General features: G+C 60.9%; 14 protein-coding genes. 7 read left to right on the plus strand and 7 right to left on the minus strand.

Annotated features, from left to right (window positions below):
- Positions 1 to 109: 109 nt before the first annotated feature.
- Positions 110 to 796 carry a MurR/RpiR family transcriptional regulator gene (locus tag DWX63_RS04780; RefSeq protein ID WP_233514475.1) on the plus strand — a complete coding sequence of 229 codons (687 nt, stop codon included), beginning with the start codon at positions 110 to 112 and terminating at the stop codon, positions 794 to 796.
- Positions 793 to 963 (plus strand): hypothetical protein, encoded by a 171-nt coding sequence (locus DWX63_RS11490; RefSeq protein ID WP_233514476.1) that lies wholly within the window; start codon positions 793 to 795, stop codon positions 961 to 963. The genes DWX63_RS04780 and DWX63_RS11490 overlap by 4 nt, the downstream gene beginning before the upstream one ends.
- Before the next feature lie 143 nt (positions 964 to 1,106).
- Here the strand turns inward: DWX63_RS11490 and DWX63_RS04785 are convergent, their stop codons facing one another.
- Positions 1,107 to 1,727 (minus strand): helix-turn-helix domain-containing protein, encoded by a 621-nt coding sequence (locus tag DWX63_RS04785; protein ID WP_055250846.1) that lies wholly within the window; start codon positions 1,725 to 1,727, stop codon positions 1,107 to 1,109.
- 353 nt (positions 1,728 to 2,080) lie between these two features.
- Positions 2,081 to 2,764 (minus strand): orotate phosphoribosyltransferase, encoded by a 684-nt coding sequence (pyrE, locus tag DWX63_RS04795; RefSeq protein ID WP_117842979.1) that lies wholly within the window; start codon positions 2,762 to 2,764, stop codon positions 2,081 to 2,083.
- A 438-nt stretch (positions 2,765 to 3,202) separates the two neighbouring features.
- On the opposite strand from pyrE, the gene mgtA reads away from it, so the two are divergent.
- Entirely contained in the window at positions 3,203 to 5,821 is a 2,619-nt protein-coding gene (gene mgtA / locus DWX63_RS04800) for a magnesium-translocating P-type ATPase (RefSeq protein WP_233514477.1), read from the plus strand.
- Between the two features lie 249 nt (positions 5,822 to 6,070).
- On the opposite strand, the gene DWX63_RS04805 is transcribed toward mgtA, so the two are convergent.
- The gene (locus DWX63_RS04805; protein ID WP_158559612.1) at positions 6,071 to 6,322 is read right to left on the minus strand and encodes a response regulator transcription factor; all 252 of its coding nucleotides are present in this window, start codon (positions 6,320 to 6,322) and stop codon (positions 6,071 to 6,073) included.
- A gap of 206 nt (positions 6,323 to 6,528) precedes the next feature.
- Here DWX63_RS04805 and DWX63_RS04810 point away from each other — a divergent pair, with 206 nt between their 5' ends.
- The 4 genes from DWX63_RS04810 to DWX63_RS04825 all read left to right on the plus strand — a co-directional run bounded on the left by DWX63_RS04810 (position 6,529) and on the right by DWX63_RS04825 (position 10,826).
- On the plus strand, positions 6,529 to 7,266 hold the full coding sequence (locus tag DWX63_RS04810; protein ID WP_117842981.1) for a DUF4428 domain-containing protein: 738 nt from the start codon (positions 6,529 to 6,531) through the stop codon (positions 7,264 to 7,266).
- A 24-nt stretch (positions 7,267 to 7,290) separates the two neighbouring features.
- Entirely contained in the window at positions 7,291 to 8,613 is a 1,323-nt protein-coding gene (locus DWX63_RS04815; protein WP_117842982.1) for a hypothetical protein, read from the plus strand.
- A 48-nt stretch (positions 8,614 to 8,661) separates the two neighbouring features.
- A complete protein-coding gene (locus tag DWX63_RS04820) occupies positions 8,662 to 9,903 on the plus strand; it encodes an SPFH domain-containing protein (protein ID WP_117842983.1) in 1,242 nt (413 codons plus the stop codon).
- Positions 9,904 to 9,983: 80 nt separating this feature from the next.
- Positions 9,984 to 10,826: a hypothetical protein gene (locus DWX63_RS04825; RefSeq protein WP_117842984.1), complete on the plus strand. Its 843-nt coding sequence runs from the start codon at positions 9,984 to 9,986 to the stop codon at positions 10,824 to 10,826.
- Between the two features lie 191 nt (positions 10,827 to 11,017).
- Here the strand turns inward: DWX63_RS04825 and DWX63_RS04830 are convergent, their stop codons facing one another.
- From DWX63_RS04830 to DWX63_RS04845, 4 genes are all read right to left on the minus strand, one after another.
- Complete coding sequence (locus tag DWX63_RS04830) at positions 11,018 to 11,641, minus strand: response regulator transcription factor (RefSeq protein WP_117842985.1); 624 nt, start codon at positions 11,639 to 11,641, stop codon at positions 11,018 to 11,020.
- A complete protein-coding gene (locus DWX63_RS04835; RefSeq protein ID WP_117842986.1) occupies positions 11,638 to 13,131 on the minus strand; it encodes a sensor histidine kinase in 1,494 nt (497 codons plus the stop codon). The genes DWX63_RS04830 and DWX63_RS04835 overlap by 4 nt, the downstream gene beginning before the upstream one ends.
- Before the next feature lie 2 nt (positions 13,132 to 13,133).
- Positions 13,134 to 14,900 (minus strand): histidine kinase N-terminal 7TM domain-containing protein, encoded by a 1,767-nt coding sequence (locus DWX63_RS04840; RefSeq protein WP_158559613.1) that lies wholly within the window; start codon positions 14,898 to 14,900, stop codon positions 13,134 to 13,136.
- 256 nt (positions 14,901 to 15,156) lie between these two features.
- Positions 15,157 to 16,176 (minus strand): family 1 glycosylhydrolase, encoded by a 1,020-nt coding sequence (locus tag DWX63_RS04845; RefSeq protein WP_304650753.1) that lies wholly within the window; start codon positions 16,174 to 16,176, stop codon positions 15,157 to 15,159.
- Positions 16,177 to 16,512 lie beyond the last annotated feature (336 nt).

Genomic DNA, 16,512 nt, shown 5'->3' on the forward strand with positions numbered 1-16,512 from the left:
CTTGCAGCGACGGACCTCGGGACGCTCTTACACCACGTCTGCGCGCGCCACCAACGTGCCAAAATAAACCTGTCCCTTTTTGGCAGGTTTGGCGAGTGTGGGAGTTCGCATGGATATCAAACGCAAGATTTCCGAGGCACAGGGCCTTACCCCTACCGAGCAACAGCTCGGCATCTCGGCCCTTGCCATGGGCGAAAACGTCCGCGGGCTTTCCATTAAGGAATTTGCCGCGTGCGCCAACGTTTCTGTCGCGAGCGTGCACCGCTTTTGCAAAAAACTCGGCCTCGAGGGATTCAAAGACCTCAAAGTCGAACTCATCCGTCTGACGACCGAGGCGGGCAACCGGCGCGACGTGGACATCAACTTTCCCTTCGATGTCACCTCCACCCCTGCGCAGGTGATGGAACGCATGGAGGGGCTCTACCAGACCACTTTGGCCGAAACGCAGGAGCTGCTCGACCCCACGCAGCTCGACCAGGCCGCCAAGCTCGTCATGCGCGCCGGCACCGTGGACATCTACACGGGCTCGCATAACCTGTATCCAGCGAGGATGTTCCGCGACCGCCTACTCTCGTCCGGAAAAGCGCCACATGCTACGGCAACATCGAGGCACAGGTGCGCACGGCTCTCACCTCGGATTCAAACCGCGCGGCGATCGTTATCTCCTACAGCGGCCTTGCGCCCAACCTCAAGGAAATCTTGCCGATCCTCAGCAGCCGGCATGTCCCGGTCATCGTCATCGGCACGCCATACTGCGCGCGCATTCACCCCGGCTTTGCTGCCTACCTTACGGTGAGCGATCACGAGAGCATGACGCACCGCATCACGCGGTTCGCAAGCCATATCGCCGTGCAATACGTACTCGATTCGCTCTATAGCAGCTACTTTGCCAAAGATTACGCCCGCTGCTCCGAGTTCCTAGAGCGTTCGTTCCCCTACACCCGCCTGCCCGGACTCAAGTAGCGACGAGCGTGGATTTTTGGACACTCAGATAACGAGCGTGGATAATCTCCCACTTTGAGCCCGCACACAGGCCAAAACCGGGAGATTATCCACGCTCATTTTGGGTCCCCTGGGAACGCATGAGGAGGGCGGATAGACGGCCGTTATTTGCGAGGCGTCAGCGACGTAAAGAGTCCGTGTTGGTTGCAGTAAAGATATATCCTGCCGCGCCCGGTAATATGGAAGCGCGGCTGCACCGATTGCTCTGGATAGAGCTTCTTGAAGCAGATGCCGTCCATAGTCGCATATGCCACAAAGCTAATGTAGTGATCCTTGGTCATGGGATGATCGAGCGTGACGTACCAATCGTCCTCGATGCGCTCGATGGAAAAGGCGTGGTCCGCGTCCGGCTCTTCGGCCTCCTGGGGAAACATCGTGGAGCCACAGCAGCTAAAGCTGCCTTCTCCGAGCGCGTGCACAACGTTTCCGCAGATAGGGCAAACGTAAAAGACGCCTTTGAGCATATTGCCTGCACGGTTGGCGTTGGCCCGAATATCACCAGCCAAAAGCTCAGCCACGCTTATGCCGAGTCTCTGGGCCAAAGGCTCAACGAGGGAAATGTCGGGAAGGCCGCGGCCGGATTCCCACTTGCTGACGGCTTTATCGGTCACGCCAAGGCTTTCCGCCAGGGCGCGCTGGGTGAGGCCGCGCTCTTCGCGCAGCTGCTTGATGGCATGCGCTGCCAAAAAAGTATGGGAGGCATTGGTTTGCCGTGTCTGGTTCATGGGCTGTCCAATCAAATTGAAGAAATGGAGTGAACCGGTTCGACAGTCAGTATCCATTTGAAGGCCAGGCTCGACAACCTACGCTGCGTAGACATGCGTCAATCGAACGAGCGCGGATTTTTGGACGCTCATCTCGAGCAGTCATTTAAGAACGTCCCCAATGACCACCGCATCCGGAGCAAGACAACGCCGCAAGTAGAGGACGGACAGCGAGCGACGTCCAGGGCGGACAAGTTGGCATGAAAAAGACGAGGTATTGACCTTCTGGTCATGCCTCGCCTTTTGAATGACAAATTGTCGCCCTGGGCGGCGCGCAGCGTCGGCCGGTTACGGCGTTTGGTAAAACGCCGTAACTACTCTCGGGCTCCGTACTGCTCGTAGTAGGCGTCGATGGCGGCCTTGAGCTCGTCGTCGATGACGACCTTGCCGTCGATCTCGTGGTTGTAGAGGGTCTCGACGACCTCGGCCATGGAAACGATGCTCGCGACGGGGAAACCGTACTTGGCCTCGATCTCCTTCTGCGCGGTGGTCACGCCGCCCTTGCCGACCTCCATGCGGTTGAGGGACACGATCAGGCCCTTGATCTCGACGTCGGCGGCAGCCATGACCTTGGGATAGGTCTCGTCGATGGACTTGCCGGAGGTGGTGACGTCCTCGACCATGACCACGCGGTCGCCGTCCTGGGGCTCATAACCCAGCAGGTTGCCCTTGTCGGCACCGTGGTCCTTGGCCTCCTTGCGGTCACAGCAGTACTTGACCTCCTTGCCGTACAGCTCGTGGTAGGCAATTGCGGTAACAACAGCCAGCGGAATACCCTTGTAGGCCGGCCCAAACAGGACGTCAAAGTCGTCGCCAAAGTTATCGTGGATGGCCTGGGCGTAATACTCGCCCAGCTTCTTGAGCTGATAGCCCGTCACGTAAGCGCCGGCGTTCATAAAGAACGGGGACTGACGGCCGCTCTTGAGCGTAAAGCTGCCGAACTTAAGAACGTCGGACTCAACCATAAACTTGATGAACTCTTGCTTGTAAGCCTCCATGCGGGCTCCTCTCGTAATCGCGTACGTGCCTTCCAGTTTAGCGCAGGCGAAGCGTCGATGCGGGCGCGCTTTGAGGCCACGTCATTCTGTAAAGGCTTTGTCAGGGGCAACGGTTTTCCGAACAATGGGGGTTGACATGGCAAACCCCCTCATCAAGAATACGGGCGGATTAGAAAGGGTACGAGATACCCAAAGCGCGCTGCGCCCGGTCTTAAGGAGGTGTGCCATGGAAGGCAGTCATAGTCGAAAAACCTGCATGTCGCCCTCGGCACGCCGCGAGGATTCCGCACACGTATAAGCGCCACTAACCGATCGTCAAAACCACCACAAAGGTGCCTGTCCCCTTTGTGGTGGTTCGCGAGTATGACGTGAGCGACATCTAGGTTTTTTAAAGCAAATACGACACGTACGCTAACTCCCTTCAACAAGGAGGACCCTATGCTGATGCTCAAAACCGCCACGGTACTCGAAGCCATCTCCAAGCGCCGCCGCACGGCGCGCCCCGCCGCTCACACCGGCATGCCCAAGAACACCATATTCGCCGCTACCCATAGCGCCGAGGACGCCCTCGTGCTGCTCGACACCACAGCCGACGGGCTCACTGCCGAGCACGCCGCCGAGCGCCTGGACGTCTCCGGCCCCAACACCATCGAGGCACCGACCAAGACGCTCGCCCGCCGCATCGCCGACGCCTTCATCGATCCCTTCGCCGGCATCCTCGCCGCGCTCGCGCTGGTCTCGCTCTACATCGATGTGCTCGCCGTACCCGAGCCGCAGCGCGACCCCTCCACGGTCATCGTCATCGGCATCATGCTGCTGGTATCGGGCGGCATGAAGTTTATCCAGGAAGCCCGCAGCGGCAATGCGGCCGAGGCCCTCAAGGACCTGGTCTCCAACACCTGCTGTGCCCTGCGCGACGGCGAGCGTATCGAGATCCCCTTTGACGATCTCGTCCCCGGCGATGTGATCCGCCTCTCTGCCGGCGATATGGTGCCGGCCGATGCCCGCATCATCACCGCGCGCGACCTGTTTGTGATCGAGTCCGCACTCACCGGCGAGAGCGAGGCCGTCGAAAAGACCGCTGCCATCACCGTCGCCGAGGGTGCCGGCAGCTCCGCGCTGCCGCTCTCTGCCTGCAAGAACATCGTCTTTACCGGCACCTCCGTGCAAAACGGCACCGCTATAGCACTTGTCGTTGCCACCGGCTCGGACACCTACCTGGGCGGCATCGCCAAGATGCTCAACGGGCGCGGCGAGAAGAGCGCGTTTGACCGCGGCGTCTCGAGCGTCTCCATGCTGCTCGTACGCCTTATGCTCGTTATGGCGCCGGCCGTCTTTGCCATCAACGCCGCCACCAAGGGCAGCGTCATCGACGCGCTGCTGTTCGCCACGAGCGTGGCCGTGGGCATCACGCCGCAAATGCTTCCCGTCATCGTGACCACGAGCCTGTCGCAGGGCGCCAAGGACCTCGCCCGCCGCCAGGTTATCGTCAAGGAGCTGCCGGCGATCCAAAACCTCGGTGCCATGGATGTCCTGTGCTGTGACAAGACCGGCACCCTCACCGAAGACCGCATCGTGCTCGAGCGCTATCTCAACACTGACGGCAACGAGGACGCACGCGTGCTGCGCCATGCGTTTTTGAACAGCTTCTTCCAGACCGGCCTCAAAAACCTTATCGACCTGGCCGTCATCGACCGTGCCGACGTGACGCCCTCGACTGTCGCGCCCGACTCCACGCTGGGCCAGAGCCTGCGCGACCGCTATACCAAGGTCGACGAGGTGCCCTTCGATTTCACACGCCGTCGCCTGAGCGTAGTCGTCGCCGACGCCCAGGGCAAAACCCAGATGGTTACCAAGGGGGCTGCCGAGGAAATGCTCGAGATTTGCTCCTTTGTCGAGGTTGACTGTGTCGCCCAGCCGCTCAGCGAAAATAAGCTCGCCCAGATTCGCAAGCAAGTCGCCGGACTCAATGCCGAGGGCCTGCGCGTGATCGCCGTGGCGCAAAAGACCAATCCGCGCTGCGTGGGTGAGTTTGGCATCGCCGACGAGTGCGACATGGTGCTGATGGGCTTTTTGGCCTTCCTCGATCCGCCCAAAGCAAGTGCCGCCGGCGCTGTCGCCACCCTCGAGGCCAAGGGCGTGGCGGTCAAGGTTCTGACCGGTGACAACGACCGTGTCGCCGCCACCGTCTGCGAGCAAATCGGTATCGACGCGAGCAACGTCTTGCTGGGCTCCGAGATCGATGCGCTCGACGACGCCGAGCTTGCCGAGCGCGCCGAGAACACCCACCTCTTCGCCAAGCTCTCGCCGCTGCAGAAGGCGCGTCTGGTGCGCGTCATGCGCGAGCTGCTCGGCCACACCGTGGGCTTTATGGGCGACGGCATCAACGACGCCGCCGCCATGCGCGCGAGCGACTGCGGCATCTCGGTCGACTCCGCCGTCGACATTGCCAAGGAATCCGCCGATATCATCTTGCTCCAGAAGGATCTGGGCGTGCTCGAGCGCGGCATCATCGAAGGCCGCCGCACCTACGGCAACCTGCTCAAGTACCTCAAGACCACGGTAAGCTCCAACTTTGGTAACGTGCTGTCCGTCACCGTCGCGAGCCTGTTCTTGCCATTTTTGCCCATGAGCGCCCTGCAGCTGGTGCTGCTGTCGCTCGTCTACGAGATCGTATGCATCGCGCTGCCGTGGGACACCGTCGATGACGCCTGGACTGCCCGTCCGCGCGCCTGGGACGCCGCGTCCATCAAGGGCTTTATGCTTGAGCTGGGCCCCGTGAGCTCGCTGTTTGACATCGCGACCTTCGTCGTCCTCTTCTTTGTGGTGTGCCCCGCAACCGTGGGCGCGAGCTGGGCAGAGGTTGCCGCCGCGGGCAACGTCGCAGGCATGGCGGCCTTTGCGGCGCTCTTCCAGAGCGGATGGTTTGTCGAGTCCATGTGGTCACAGACGCTCGTGATCCATATGCTGCGCTCCCCGCGCCTGCCGAGCCCGCGCGACCACGCCGCGCCCGCGCTGTGCGCCCTCACCGTGCTGGGTCTGGCACTCGTCACCTGACTGCCGGCAAGCCCCATCGCCGATGCGCTGGGCCTCATGCCGCTGCCGCCGAGCTTCTTCGCGCTGCTCGTCGGCATCGTCACCGCCTATATCGCGCTCACCCAGCTGGTCAAGCGCCGCTACATCGCCCGCCACGGCGAGCTGCTGTAACTTCACCGGCACCTTCGTCAAGGATGTTTGGGCCGCCGCGACCCGCCCCCGCTGGCCGCGGCGGCCCAAAACAGCTAAAAAAGCCCCGTCCCAAATTAACTAGTCTTGAGGTGTCCAGGACCAGAAGAAGTTGATGAGGGCCACGCGCGAGACGGCACCGGTCTTTTTGTTGATCGAGGCGATATGGCGGTAGAGCGTGGAGCGCGAAAGGAAGAGCGTTGCGGCGATGTCCTGAACGCTCTCGTGCGATGCGACCAAGGCCTCCAAAATATCGCGCTCGCGCTCTGTAAGCTCAAAGGTGACGACGAAAGCATCGAGGCGTTCATCGGACGTGGGCTCCGCGGCCTCCACCACTCATTTAAGCACCACTCATTTAAGTACGTCCCCAATGAGTGCCCAATGACTACCCGCGGCAAGGAGTGCCCCTATGTGCCGGATGAAAAATGGGCCATGTGTCCCAGTTGTGGAGACTCGTTGAGCCGTCTGGGTATCGTGAAAGGCTGCGCACTCCCCCATCATCAAAAGTGACACACGCTACCAGTTGATGGGAGGCAGCCATGGGCTTCTTTGACAAGATGTTCGAGAAGAAAGAGTGCGCGATTTGCGGTACCGAGCTGGGACTTCTAGGTAAGACAAAAATCAATGAAGGCTACCTGTGCAAAGAGTGCGCCGGCAAGCTCTCCCCCTACTTTCACGGCTATCGCCCCAGCACCGCGGACGATATCCGCGAGCAGCTCGCCTACCGCGAGGCCAATGCCGAGCGCTTGGCGTCGTTCAACCCCACGCGCACGCTTTCTGCCGGGCGCACCAACATCATGCTCGATGAGGACGCGGGCCTGCTGATCATCACCTCGCAGAGCCGCTGGCGCGACGCCAATCCCGACATCATCGAGTTCTCGCAGGTACTCGGCTGCGATATGGATATCGACGAGCATCGCACCGAAATCTATCGCGAGACCGAGGACGGCGAGCGCGAGAGCTACAACCCGCCGCGCTACGACCTGGATTACGACTTTAATCTGACCATCCACGTCAACACGCCGTACTTTACCGAGATCAACCTGCGCGTAAACGACTCCACCATCGATCAGCGCGGCTCCATCGAATACCGCGAGGCCAAGCGCCAGGCAACCGAGGTCCGCGACGCGCTGGTGCAGCTGCGCCAGGAGACGCGCGACAGCGTCGTGGCCGCCAAGGCCCCCAAGACCGCGGTGACCTGCCCCTTCTGCGGAGCCACCACCATTCCCGATGCCAGTGGGCGCTGCGAATACTGCGGCGGCGCCATCGGCGCATAGCCTCCGGCACGGAAAGGACCGATCATGGCCTTCGAGAGCGTCAACTATCAGTGCCCCGCGTGTGGCGGCCCCCTTCACTTTGCCAGTGCCGAGCAAAAGCTCGTCTGCGACTACTGTGACTCACGCTTTGAAGTCGAAGAAGTCGAGGCCCTCTATCGCGAGCGCCAGGACAAGGCAGATGCCAAAGCCGATGCCGCAGCCGCAGCTCCCAAACCTGCTGTCGACGATGCCGTGCAGGAGCTCGCCCAAAACGCCGGCTACATCTGCTTGTCGTGCGGCGCCGAGCTCGTGTCCGACGGCACCGTCGCCGTCACCACCTGCCCGTACTGCGGCAACTCCGCCGTGGCGCCCGGCCAGCTCTCTGGCGACTTCTCGCCCGACCTGGTGATTCCATTTAAGCTCGGGCGCGACGACGTCACGGCCGCACTCAAGGGACACTACAAGGGCAAGATCTTGCTGCCCAAGAGCTTTGTCACCGGCAACCACATCGACGAGGTCCAAGGTGTCTACGTGCCGTTTTGGCTCTACGGCGCCCGCGTGGACGGCGAAGTGTACTTTGACGCGACCAACGAGACCGTGACCGAGGAATCCGACCGCACCGTCACGACCACCGACCACTACGATGCCCATCGCAAGGGCAATATCTCGTTTAAGCGCGTGCCCGTCGACGGATCGTCCAAGATGCCCGACGGCCACATGGACGCCATCGAGCCGTTTGACTACGACGCGCTGCGTCCGTTCTCGGTCGCATATATGCCCGGCTACATCGCCAACCGTTACGACGAGGACTGCGAGACCTGCAAGGCGCGCGCCGAGCGCCGTATGGAAGAAAGCACGATCTCGGCCCTGCGCGAGACTGTCGTCGACGAATACGACGATGCCACGGTCGAAAGCAAGCAGCTCGACTACACCTGGGAAGACAGCGACTACGCCCTGTTCCCCGTCTGGATGCTCTCCACCTCGTGGAACGGCAAGAGCTACCTGTTTGCCATGAACGGCCAGACCGGCCGCTTGGTCGGCGAGCTCCCCTGCTCCAAGCCCAAGCTCGCTATTGCCTCGGTGCTGTTCTTTGTGATCGGATTTATCCTCTCCCAGATTCTCTTTATGGGTGAGAACGCCTTCGATCCGGATTACCTCGCCTTTGATATCGAGGGCATCCTCATCAACATCGTCGCGCCGCTGATCATCGTGATTATCGGAGACGTGCTACTGGTAGGCCAGCTCAAGACGGCCAACGAGGCCACCCACGCCGACGAGTACTGCGGCGAGCTCGACCTGACCGAGAAGCACGACACCTTCAACCACACCGAGACCACCGTTGTCATGAAAGACGACAAGGACGACTAAGCAATCCGACCAATACCACCCGGCCTTTGACGAGAAAGGAAGATCACCATGGGACTCTTGAAAGCTAGATTGGGTGCTGCCGGCGGCGTCATGGCCGACCAGTGGAAGGAATTTATCTATTGCGAATCGATGCCTGCTGACGTCTTGGCCTGCAAGGGCAGCAAACGCACCGGTGGCCGCAGCTCCAACACGCGCGGCGAGGACAACGTCATCTCCAACGGCTCGGTCATCGCCGTCAACGACGGCCAGGGCATGCTCGTGGTGCAAAACGGCAAGATCATCGAAGTCGCACTGGAGCCCGGTGAGTTCGTCTTCGATACCGGCAGCGAGCCGAGCGTCTTTAGCGGCAACCTGGGCGATTCCATCAAGGAGACCTTCGCCAATATCGGCAGCCGCTTTACCTTTGGCGGCGACGCGGGCAAGGACCAGCGCGTCTACTTCATCAACACCAAGGAGATCATCGGCAACAAGTACGGCACCGCCTCGCCCGTGCCCTTCCGCGTGGTCGATAACAACATTGGCCTGGACGTTGACATCTCCGTGCGCTGCAACGGCGAGTACTCGTACCGCATCACCAACCCGCTGCTGTTCTACACCAACGTGTGCGGCAACGTGACCGATAGCTACACGCGCGACAAGATCGACAGCCAGCTTAAGTCCGAGCTGCTCACCGCCCTGCAGCCCGCCTTTGCCAAGATCTCGGAAATGGGCATCCGCTACAGCGCCATCCCCGGCCACACCACCGAGCTCGCCCGCGCGCTCAACGAGGTCCTCTCTGCCGACTGGCGTGACCTGCGCGGCGTCGAGATCGTGAGCTTTGGCGTCAACTCCATCGCTGCCTCGCAAGAGGACGAGCAGATGATCAAGGACCTGCAGAAAGCCGCCGTCATGCGCGATCCCACCATGGCAGCCGCCAACATCGCCAGCGCCCAGAGCGACGCAATGCGCGCGGCAGCCGCCAACCCCAACGGCGCGATGGCAGGCTTTATGGGCATGGGCATGGCGGGCGGCATGGGCGGCATGAACGCCAGTCAACTGTTCGCCGCCGGCCAGGCACAGCAGCAGGCCGCCCCGCAGCCGGCTCCGGCACCCGCCCCCGCACCGGCCCCTGCCGCTGCCCCCGCGGCCGGCACGTGGACCTGCAGCTGCGGCGCCACCAACACCGGCAAGTTCTGCCCCGAGTGTGGCAGTCCCGCACCCGCCCCGGCACCGGCCAAGTGGTTCTGCCCCAACTGCGGCAGCGAAAACGGCGGCAAGTTCTGCAGCAACTGCGGAACACCTAGGCCTTAGCCCCTCTATCTGGTAATTGACGGGGGGTCCGCCACCCCCGCATTTGCTTCTATGGGTTTCGTTCGATAAAGGAGGACACCATGAAGACAACGTTCAAAAAGTCCGTACTCGCATTTCTGACATGCGTCCTTGCGCTCGCCTTTGCCCTGACGGGCTGCAGCGGCGGCGGCAAAGACCCCAAGGCCAACTTTGTCGGCAGCTGGAAGCTCTCGGGTGGAACCACGGAGGGCGAAGAGCTGACCGATGAGTATATGGATATGTTCGAGGAATGGGGCATCAGCTGCATCTTGGTCCTAGACGAAGACGGCACGGGCAGCCTCGATTTGTTCTCCGAAGTTTCCGACCTAAAGTGGGAGGCCAAGGACGCTACCACCGCGAGTATCACCGTCGACAAGGAGACGACCGACGTGAAGCTCGAGGACGGCAAGCTTGTCCTTGAGGACGGCGAGGACAAGCTCATCTTTAGCAAGTCCGATAAGGACCTATCCGGTACCGTGAAGAAGGATCGCGAGGCCGCCGAGAAGGAAGGGGAAGTCGAGGAGGCCGTCGAAGACGGCGATGTCCAGAGCGTCGAAATCTCCCCCGCCGCCACCGTCGCCGATGACGATTTGTGCACCATCACCATCACCGAGAAGTTCCAGGACGACTGGGGCGACATCGGCTTTGTCGTCAACATCGTCAACAAGAGCGACAAGGACCTGACCTTCTACGCTCCCACCGGCAAGACAAACGTCAACGGCACCATGAAGGAAGCCTGGTTCTCGGCCCACCTGATGCCCGGCACCAACGCCACCGAAGAGTTCACCTTCTCGAAGGGCACGCTTGACAGCTTCGACAGCCTGGTCAACACGACCATCGGCATCGACGCCTACCTGACCGATTCCTACGAGGACGTCGCCTCCTACAGCGCAACCATCGCATAACGGCGGACACCGATAGCCGCGGATTGGCGGACACATCCGCGCACACCAGACGGTGCCGCAGGAGTTGATCCTGCGGCACCGTCGCCTTGCGCCAACAACACTGCCCATACAAGCAGACCGCCCGCCGTTTTTAGATGCGAAACGGCGGGCGGTCTATCTTTACGGCGCCGGAACACGGGCGAGCGCGTCGATTACGAGCGCTCCATGTTGGGAACGATGCTGCCCTCGGTCACCGCATGCACGGCCAGGCGCATGATATTGTCGTAGCCGGTCTTGTTGAGGATCTCCGAGATGCGGCGCTTGATGGTGCCCTCGCTCATAAACAGCTCGGCCGCAATTTCGCGACGGCTCTTGCCCTCGCAGGCAAGGCGCAAAATCGACAGCTCGACATCGTCGAGGGCCGCCGTGCCCGAGAAGATGCTCTCGGGAGGCTTGGGAAACGTGCAGTAACCCGCCAGCGTGGAACGCATCACGGCGAATAGCTCGTCGATACCGACGTTCTTATACACAAAGCTATCGACGCCCGCCTCGCGCGCCTGGTCCACAAAGGTGATCTCGGGCATGCCCGTCATGATGATGACGCGGCACTCGGGCAGCTCCTCTTTAATACGCGCCGCCGCCACAATGCCGTTGGAGTCATGCTCGGTGCACACGTCCATCAGTATCATGTCCGGGCGCTCCTTGAGCACAACGTCCAAGGCATCCGAGGCGTCGGCGATCGCGGCGACAACCGTCATGTCGGGCTGGTCACCCACGGAACGCGCGAGGCTCTCGCGCAAGATAGCCTGGTCTTCGACGATTAACACGCGGATCATGAGCTTCTCCTTTGGACCGTGGCGTTGGAGGCGAGCGGGATGGACACCGCAAGCGTAAAGGGCGGGGCGGCGCGGACTTCCAAGCTGCCGCCCAGATTCTGTGCGACATGCCTCATACCAGGGATACCCGTTCCCTCGCGATACGATACGGGCGCAGGCGCGCCGTCGTTAGAAACGGTCATCCGCGCAACAGCGCCGTCTTCCGACGTCTCCTGCCACAGGCACACATGGACCTGATGGGCCTGTGCATGCTTGGTGGCATTGGTCGAGGCTTCGCGGATAATCTGCAAAAAGGCTGCCGCGACACGCGCGTCCTCAGGCAGCGCGCCCTCAACATCAATCTGCACACTCACCAGACCAAAGGCATGGACGATATCGCCCAGTTGCTCTGCCGGTTCGGCGTCGCCCCCGCTGCGCAGATCGGCAGCGATTGAGCGCAGCAGCGGGTCGATCTGCTCGAGTGACTCGTCATCCAGGCGTCCCTCCTCCAGATAACGATGGAGGATGGACAGGCGCTGCCCGATCACGTCGTGCACGCGAGCGCGCATACGCAGATAGGCCGCATTGTCAGCAACTTTTTTGACCTCTTCGATCTGCGATTGAAGTTCTTGGCCCGCAAGCTCGAGCAGTCGGTTGGCGTGCGCCAGGCGGTCATGGGCATGTGCGTACTCCGTCACGTCCAAGCCGATGATGCGCTCCAAGGGGCGACCCGAAACCATAACGTCGTCGCACACAAACAGGCGAATCTCGGAAGGAGAAACCTCGACCACCGCGCGTGTCTCACCAAAGCGATCCAGGTCAATTCGAACGCGGTCTCTGCTGCTCTCGGGCATCTGGGCGCTGAGCTTTCGAAGGCCGTTCCATGTGCCGCTCATATCGTGCAAGTCGGTGGGCATGTGAAGCTCAGCGAGGTTTTTGCGCATGCAGCGGTTCATGAGCAACGGATGGCCCTTTGAATCCAGATACAGGATACCGACGGGAATCACGTTGATGGTCTCGATCGTCGAGAACGCCGTGATATCTTCTTGGCGGTTACGGACGTCCATTAGGAGCGCCGCGATGGAGCGGAACAGGAAGAACGCTCCCTCTGCGATAAGGACAACGGCCCACGCCGAGCCCATGGCAAAAACCACCGGCGGTGTCACGGCGGCAACAAGCAGCAGCTCGGCCAGCATGACGGGGCAACGATAGTGCACCATAAGCACTACGCCGTAGGCAAAGATCGCGGCATTGAGCCACAGCGCTCCGCCCATTGCCCTGGCGCAAACGTCAAGCGGCGCCACCAGATATGAGCCAGACGACGCGAACAAAATGACAGCCGAGATGACCAAGTGAAGCACAAGGCTCGCCTCGTAGGCGCAAATCACCTTACGGTTATAGGACGAGCGGCGCGATGCGATGAGCGGGACGTGGATCGTCTGTAGACACGCAGCCAGGGCGAAGACAACATCGAGCGCAACGATTTGGGGAAGGATGAGCGAAATCTGCATCGTTACTCACCCGCCCTCGGCATCAAGACGATCATGCGCAGCTGGCCGGGCTCGCCCTCAAGGCGGTATGCCACGTTGCGCCCTTGCAGAGCGCTTTCGAGCTCATGGGCGGCCGGTGTCTGAGACAAGTCTTCCTCATCGTTGGAGAAGAGCGTGGCGCGCAGCTCGACACTGCACGAGTCATGGTCGCCCAAGTGATACATGAGCGCCGGATGGTCGGTGGTGTAGGCAAAAAACGCAAAGTCATACACACAGTCATACAGCGCGCTCACCGTGCTGGCGTGCATGGGGCGTCTTATGGCGATAATCGAGGCGCAATCGACATCGACGGTGCGCAGGTCGCTTGCGAGCTCGTTGGCAATGAGCTGGATGCGGTCGCGGTCAAAGCCGCTCTCCCCGTGCTGCGCCAGCGTGAGCGACCCCTTGCGCTTGCAATAGGCGACGAGCATCTTGGCGCACTGCAGCATGCGGTAACGCTCGTGCGAAGATGCCTCGTCGGTCAACGGCGGCAGCGAGCTCAGCAGGTCATACATCTCTTCGAGCGCGCGGGCGAGTGCCTGGTCCACGTCTTGGACCAGCAAGGTCTCGGCCTCTTGATCTGCCAGGTGCGTCTTAAGGTCGTAGTCGGCCGTGAGCAGTTCGTTTTGGCGCTGCAGCTCCATGCGACGATGCGCCAGCTCGCGATTGAGCTCGTTGAGCTCCGACACGTTTTGGGCAAGCAGGGCCGATCCGCCCAGCAGTGGAAAGGCACGGTACATCACATCGGGATCGGACGCCACGGCAAAGGCATGGGCGCGGCCGTGCTCCTGGGTCCGCAACTCCTCGCGCACGCCTACCGGCATTGGCTTTGACACTGGCGTGGCATAGACTTCCTGCAGGTCGCGCGTTAGAACTTTGAGGTCGAGCGGCAAGGTGTCGAAGATGCCGGCGATGTCGTGATATGACGGAATGACACCGCAATCGAGACAGATTTCCATCGCCATCACGCACAAGACGCAATAGACGAGCGAAAAGTTGAGCCTCCATGCCCAGAGCACGCGCAGAGCATACGAGATGGCAAAGAACGCACCACCCAACAAAACAAGCACCGCCGTGCCCGAAAAGCGCTGAATGCGAAAGGACGAGGACCGACCCACCAGGATAAAAAAGGCCACGAAGTTAAAGGCCGTCCACAGGAGGACAGCGAAATAACCCCAGCCGTACGTATAATCGTTGCTCCAGGTGTCGCTTGCACGGTCAAAGTGGAATACCTGCCGGTGGAAATCGTTGGTGAGCACAAAACCGATAAGCAGGATGGCCACGATCCACAGGATGCCGCGATAGCGACGGCCCGCACGGTGTTGTTCCAGCCCCGCAAGCCGCAGACCGCACAACTGGTAGAGCAGCGGAATGAGCGTCATGGGCACGTAGTACAGGTACCACAGGATCGTGGCGTAAACCGGTGTGAACGACTTGTATTTGAGGATGACCTCAATCATCCAGAGGGCGCAGATGGTGGCGACGGCAACAAGGCGGCGGCGCAACACATAGTCCAAACAGCGCAGATAGACCGATACACCCCAGATCGAAAATATAATTGCGGCGACAAGCAACGGGAGAGAGCTCGAGTGGACGAGCGCATCCACGACCTCTTTGGACACCTCGCTATAGGCGGGCACGGCGTTGGAAAGCTTGGGGTCGGAGGCAAACAGCGCCGGCAAGACCGCCAAAAGCATGAGGAACAGCGCGGTGATGGCGCCGGCGATAGCAAAGACGCGGTGACGGTACACCTGATGTGTTATGCCAACAAGGAATCGCGGCATGGCAAAGAGCCTGCCGCCCCTGGGATCCGCTACGGGCGCGGATCGGGCGGCCGCGTGGCCAATATGTCGTGCACGGGTACCCATAGTGCTTTTAGTGTACCGACAGGCAGGCCCAAAAAGCGGGCCACATGTCCCAAAATCCGCCGACGGCAAGGCGCCCGGCGAGCACATACTCGCCGGGCGCCTTGGTTAGGAGGCTATGAAGTTGAGTGCCTCAGCTTCCTTAGGACAGGTCCTCACCATTAGAAGCAATAACCTTCTTGTACCAGTCGAAGCTCTTCTTCTTGGAGCGTTTGAGGGTGCCGTTGCCTGCATCGTCGCGATCGACGTAGATAAAGCCGTAGCGCTTGGACATCTCGCCCGTGCCGGCAGACACCAGGTCGATCGGGCCCCAGGTGGTGTAGCCCAGCAGGTCAACGCCGTCCTCGGTCACCGCGTCGCGCATCGCGGCAATATGCTGGCGCAGGTAGTCGATACGGTAGTCGTCGTTGATGGAACCATCCTCCTCAACAACATCCTTGGCGCCCAGACCGTTCTCGACCACAAACAGCGGCTTCTGATAACGGTCGTACAGGTCGTTAAGGGTGATGCGAAAGCCCAGCGGATCGATGGCCCAGCCCCACTGGCTCTCCTGCAGGTAGGGGTTCTTGGCGCCGGCGAAGGCGTTGCCCTGGGTACGCTCGACATCGGGGTTATCGGCACCGGCAGAGCAGCGGGTGCTGTAGTAGCTAAAGCTGATGAAGTCGACGGTGTTGGCGGCCAGGATCTCGCGGTCCTCGTCCGTTATGCCCACATCGATGCCCAGGCGCTCGAGCTTCTTGACGGCATAGGCCGGATAGTAGCCGCGGCTCTGGACGTCGACGAAGAAGTAATTGTCCTGGTTGTCGAGCTGCGCCTGGCGCACATCGCCCGGACGGCAGCTGTAGGGGTAGTAGCTACCTGCGGCGAGCATGCAGCCGATCTTGATCTCGGGGTCGATCTCGTGAGCGATCTTGGTTGCCCAAGCGCTGGCGACGAGCTCGTTGTGGGCGGCCAGGTACTCGACGGCCTCCTTGTTCTCGCCCTCCTCAAAGACCAGACCGGCACCCATAAACGGCAGGTGCAAGATCATATTGATCTCGTTGAAGGTAAGCCAGTACTTTACCAGGCCCTTGTAGCGGGTGAAGATCGTGGTCGCGAGGTTCTTGTAGAAGTCGATGAGCTTGCGGTTGCGCCAGCCGCCGTACTCCTTGATGAGGTAAATCGGGCAGTCGAAGTTTGTCGTGGCTTCAGTATCCCCGCAAGCAGCGCGCTACTCAACGGCAACGGCGCAGGTCGACACTTCTTTTCGCGCGCAGGCGCTCGGCAGCCGCCCCCGTCTGACACTTTTTGATACCGCCGCCCCCAACCACCACAAAGGGGGACAGGCACCTTTGTGGTGGTTTGGGCCCGTTTGTCTCGATCTGTAACAGGTAGGCCGCCAAAACCGGGACTGGTGTTACAGATTGAGATTGTTCGGTCTTTCCCCTGCAGTTTGTCTCGATCTGTAACAGGTAGAGACGATTTAGCCCGATAGATGTTACAGATTGAGACGGAAGAT

It is taken from the genome of Collinsella sp. AF20-14LB, assembly GCF_003459505.1.
In the GTDB taxonomy this organism is placed as follows: Bacteria; Actinomycetota; Coriobacteriia; order Coriobacteriales; family Coriobacteriaceae; genus Collinsella.

Coding starts and splice junctions, on each gene's coding strand:
- DWX63_RS04780 (WP_233514475.1), top strand. CDS start 110: ATGGATATCAAACGCAAGATTTCCGAGGCACAGGGCCTTACCCCTACC.
- DWX63_RS04785 (WP_055250846.1), bottom strand. CDS start 1,727: ATGAACCAGACACGGCAAACCAATGCCTCCCATACTTTTTTGGCAGCG.
- pyrE (WP_117842979.1), bottom strand. CDS start 2,764: ATGGAGGCTTACAAGCAAGAGTTCATCAAGTTTATGGTTGAGTCCGAC.
- mgtA (WP_233514477.1), top strand. CDS start 3,203: ATGCTGATGCTCAAAACCGCCACGGTACTCGAAGCCATCTCCAAGCGC.
- DWX63_RS04810 (WP_117842981.1), top strand. CDS start 6,529: ATGGGCTTCTTTGACAAGATGTTCGAGAAGAAAGAGTGCGCGATTTGC.
- DWX63_RS04815 (WP_117842982.1), top strand. CDS start 7,291: ATGGCCTTCGAGAGCGTCAACTATCAGTGCCCCGCGTGTGGCGGCCCC.
- DWX63_RS04820 (WP_117842983.1), top strand. CDS start 8,662: ATGGGACTCTTGAAAGCTAGATTGGGTGCTGCCGGCGGCGTCATGGCC.
- DWX63_RS04825 (WP_117842984.1), top strand. CDS start 9,984: ATGAAGACAACGTTCAAAAAGTCCGTACTCGCATTTCTGACATGCGTC.
- DWX63_RS04830 (WP_117842985.1), bottom strand. CDS start 11,641: ATGATCCGCGTGTTAATCGTCGAAGACCAGGCTATCTTGCGCGAGAGC.
- DWX63_RS04835 (WP_117842986.1), bottom strand. CDS start 13,131: ATGCAGATTTCGCTCATCCTTCCCCAAATCGTTGCGCTCGATGTTGTC.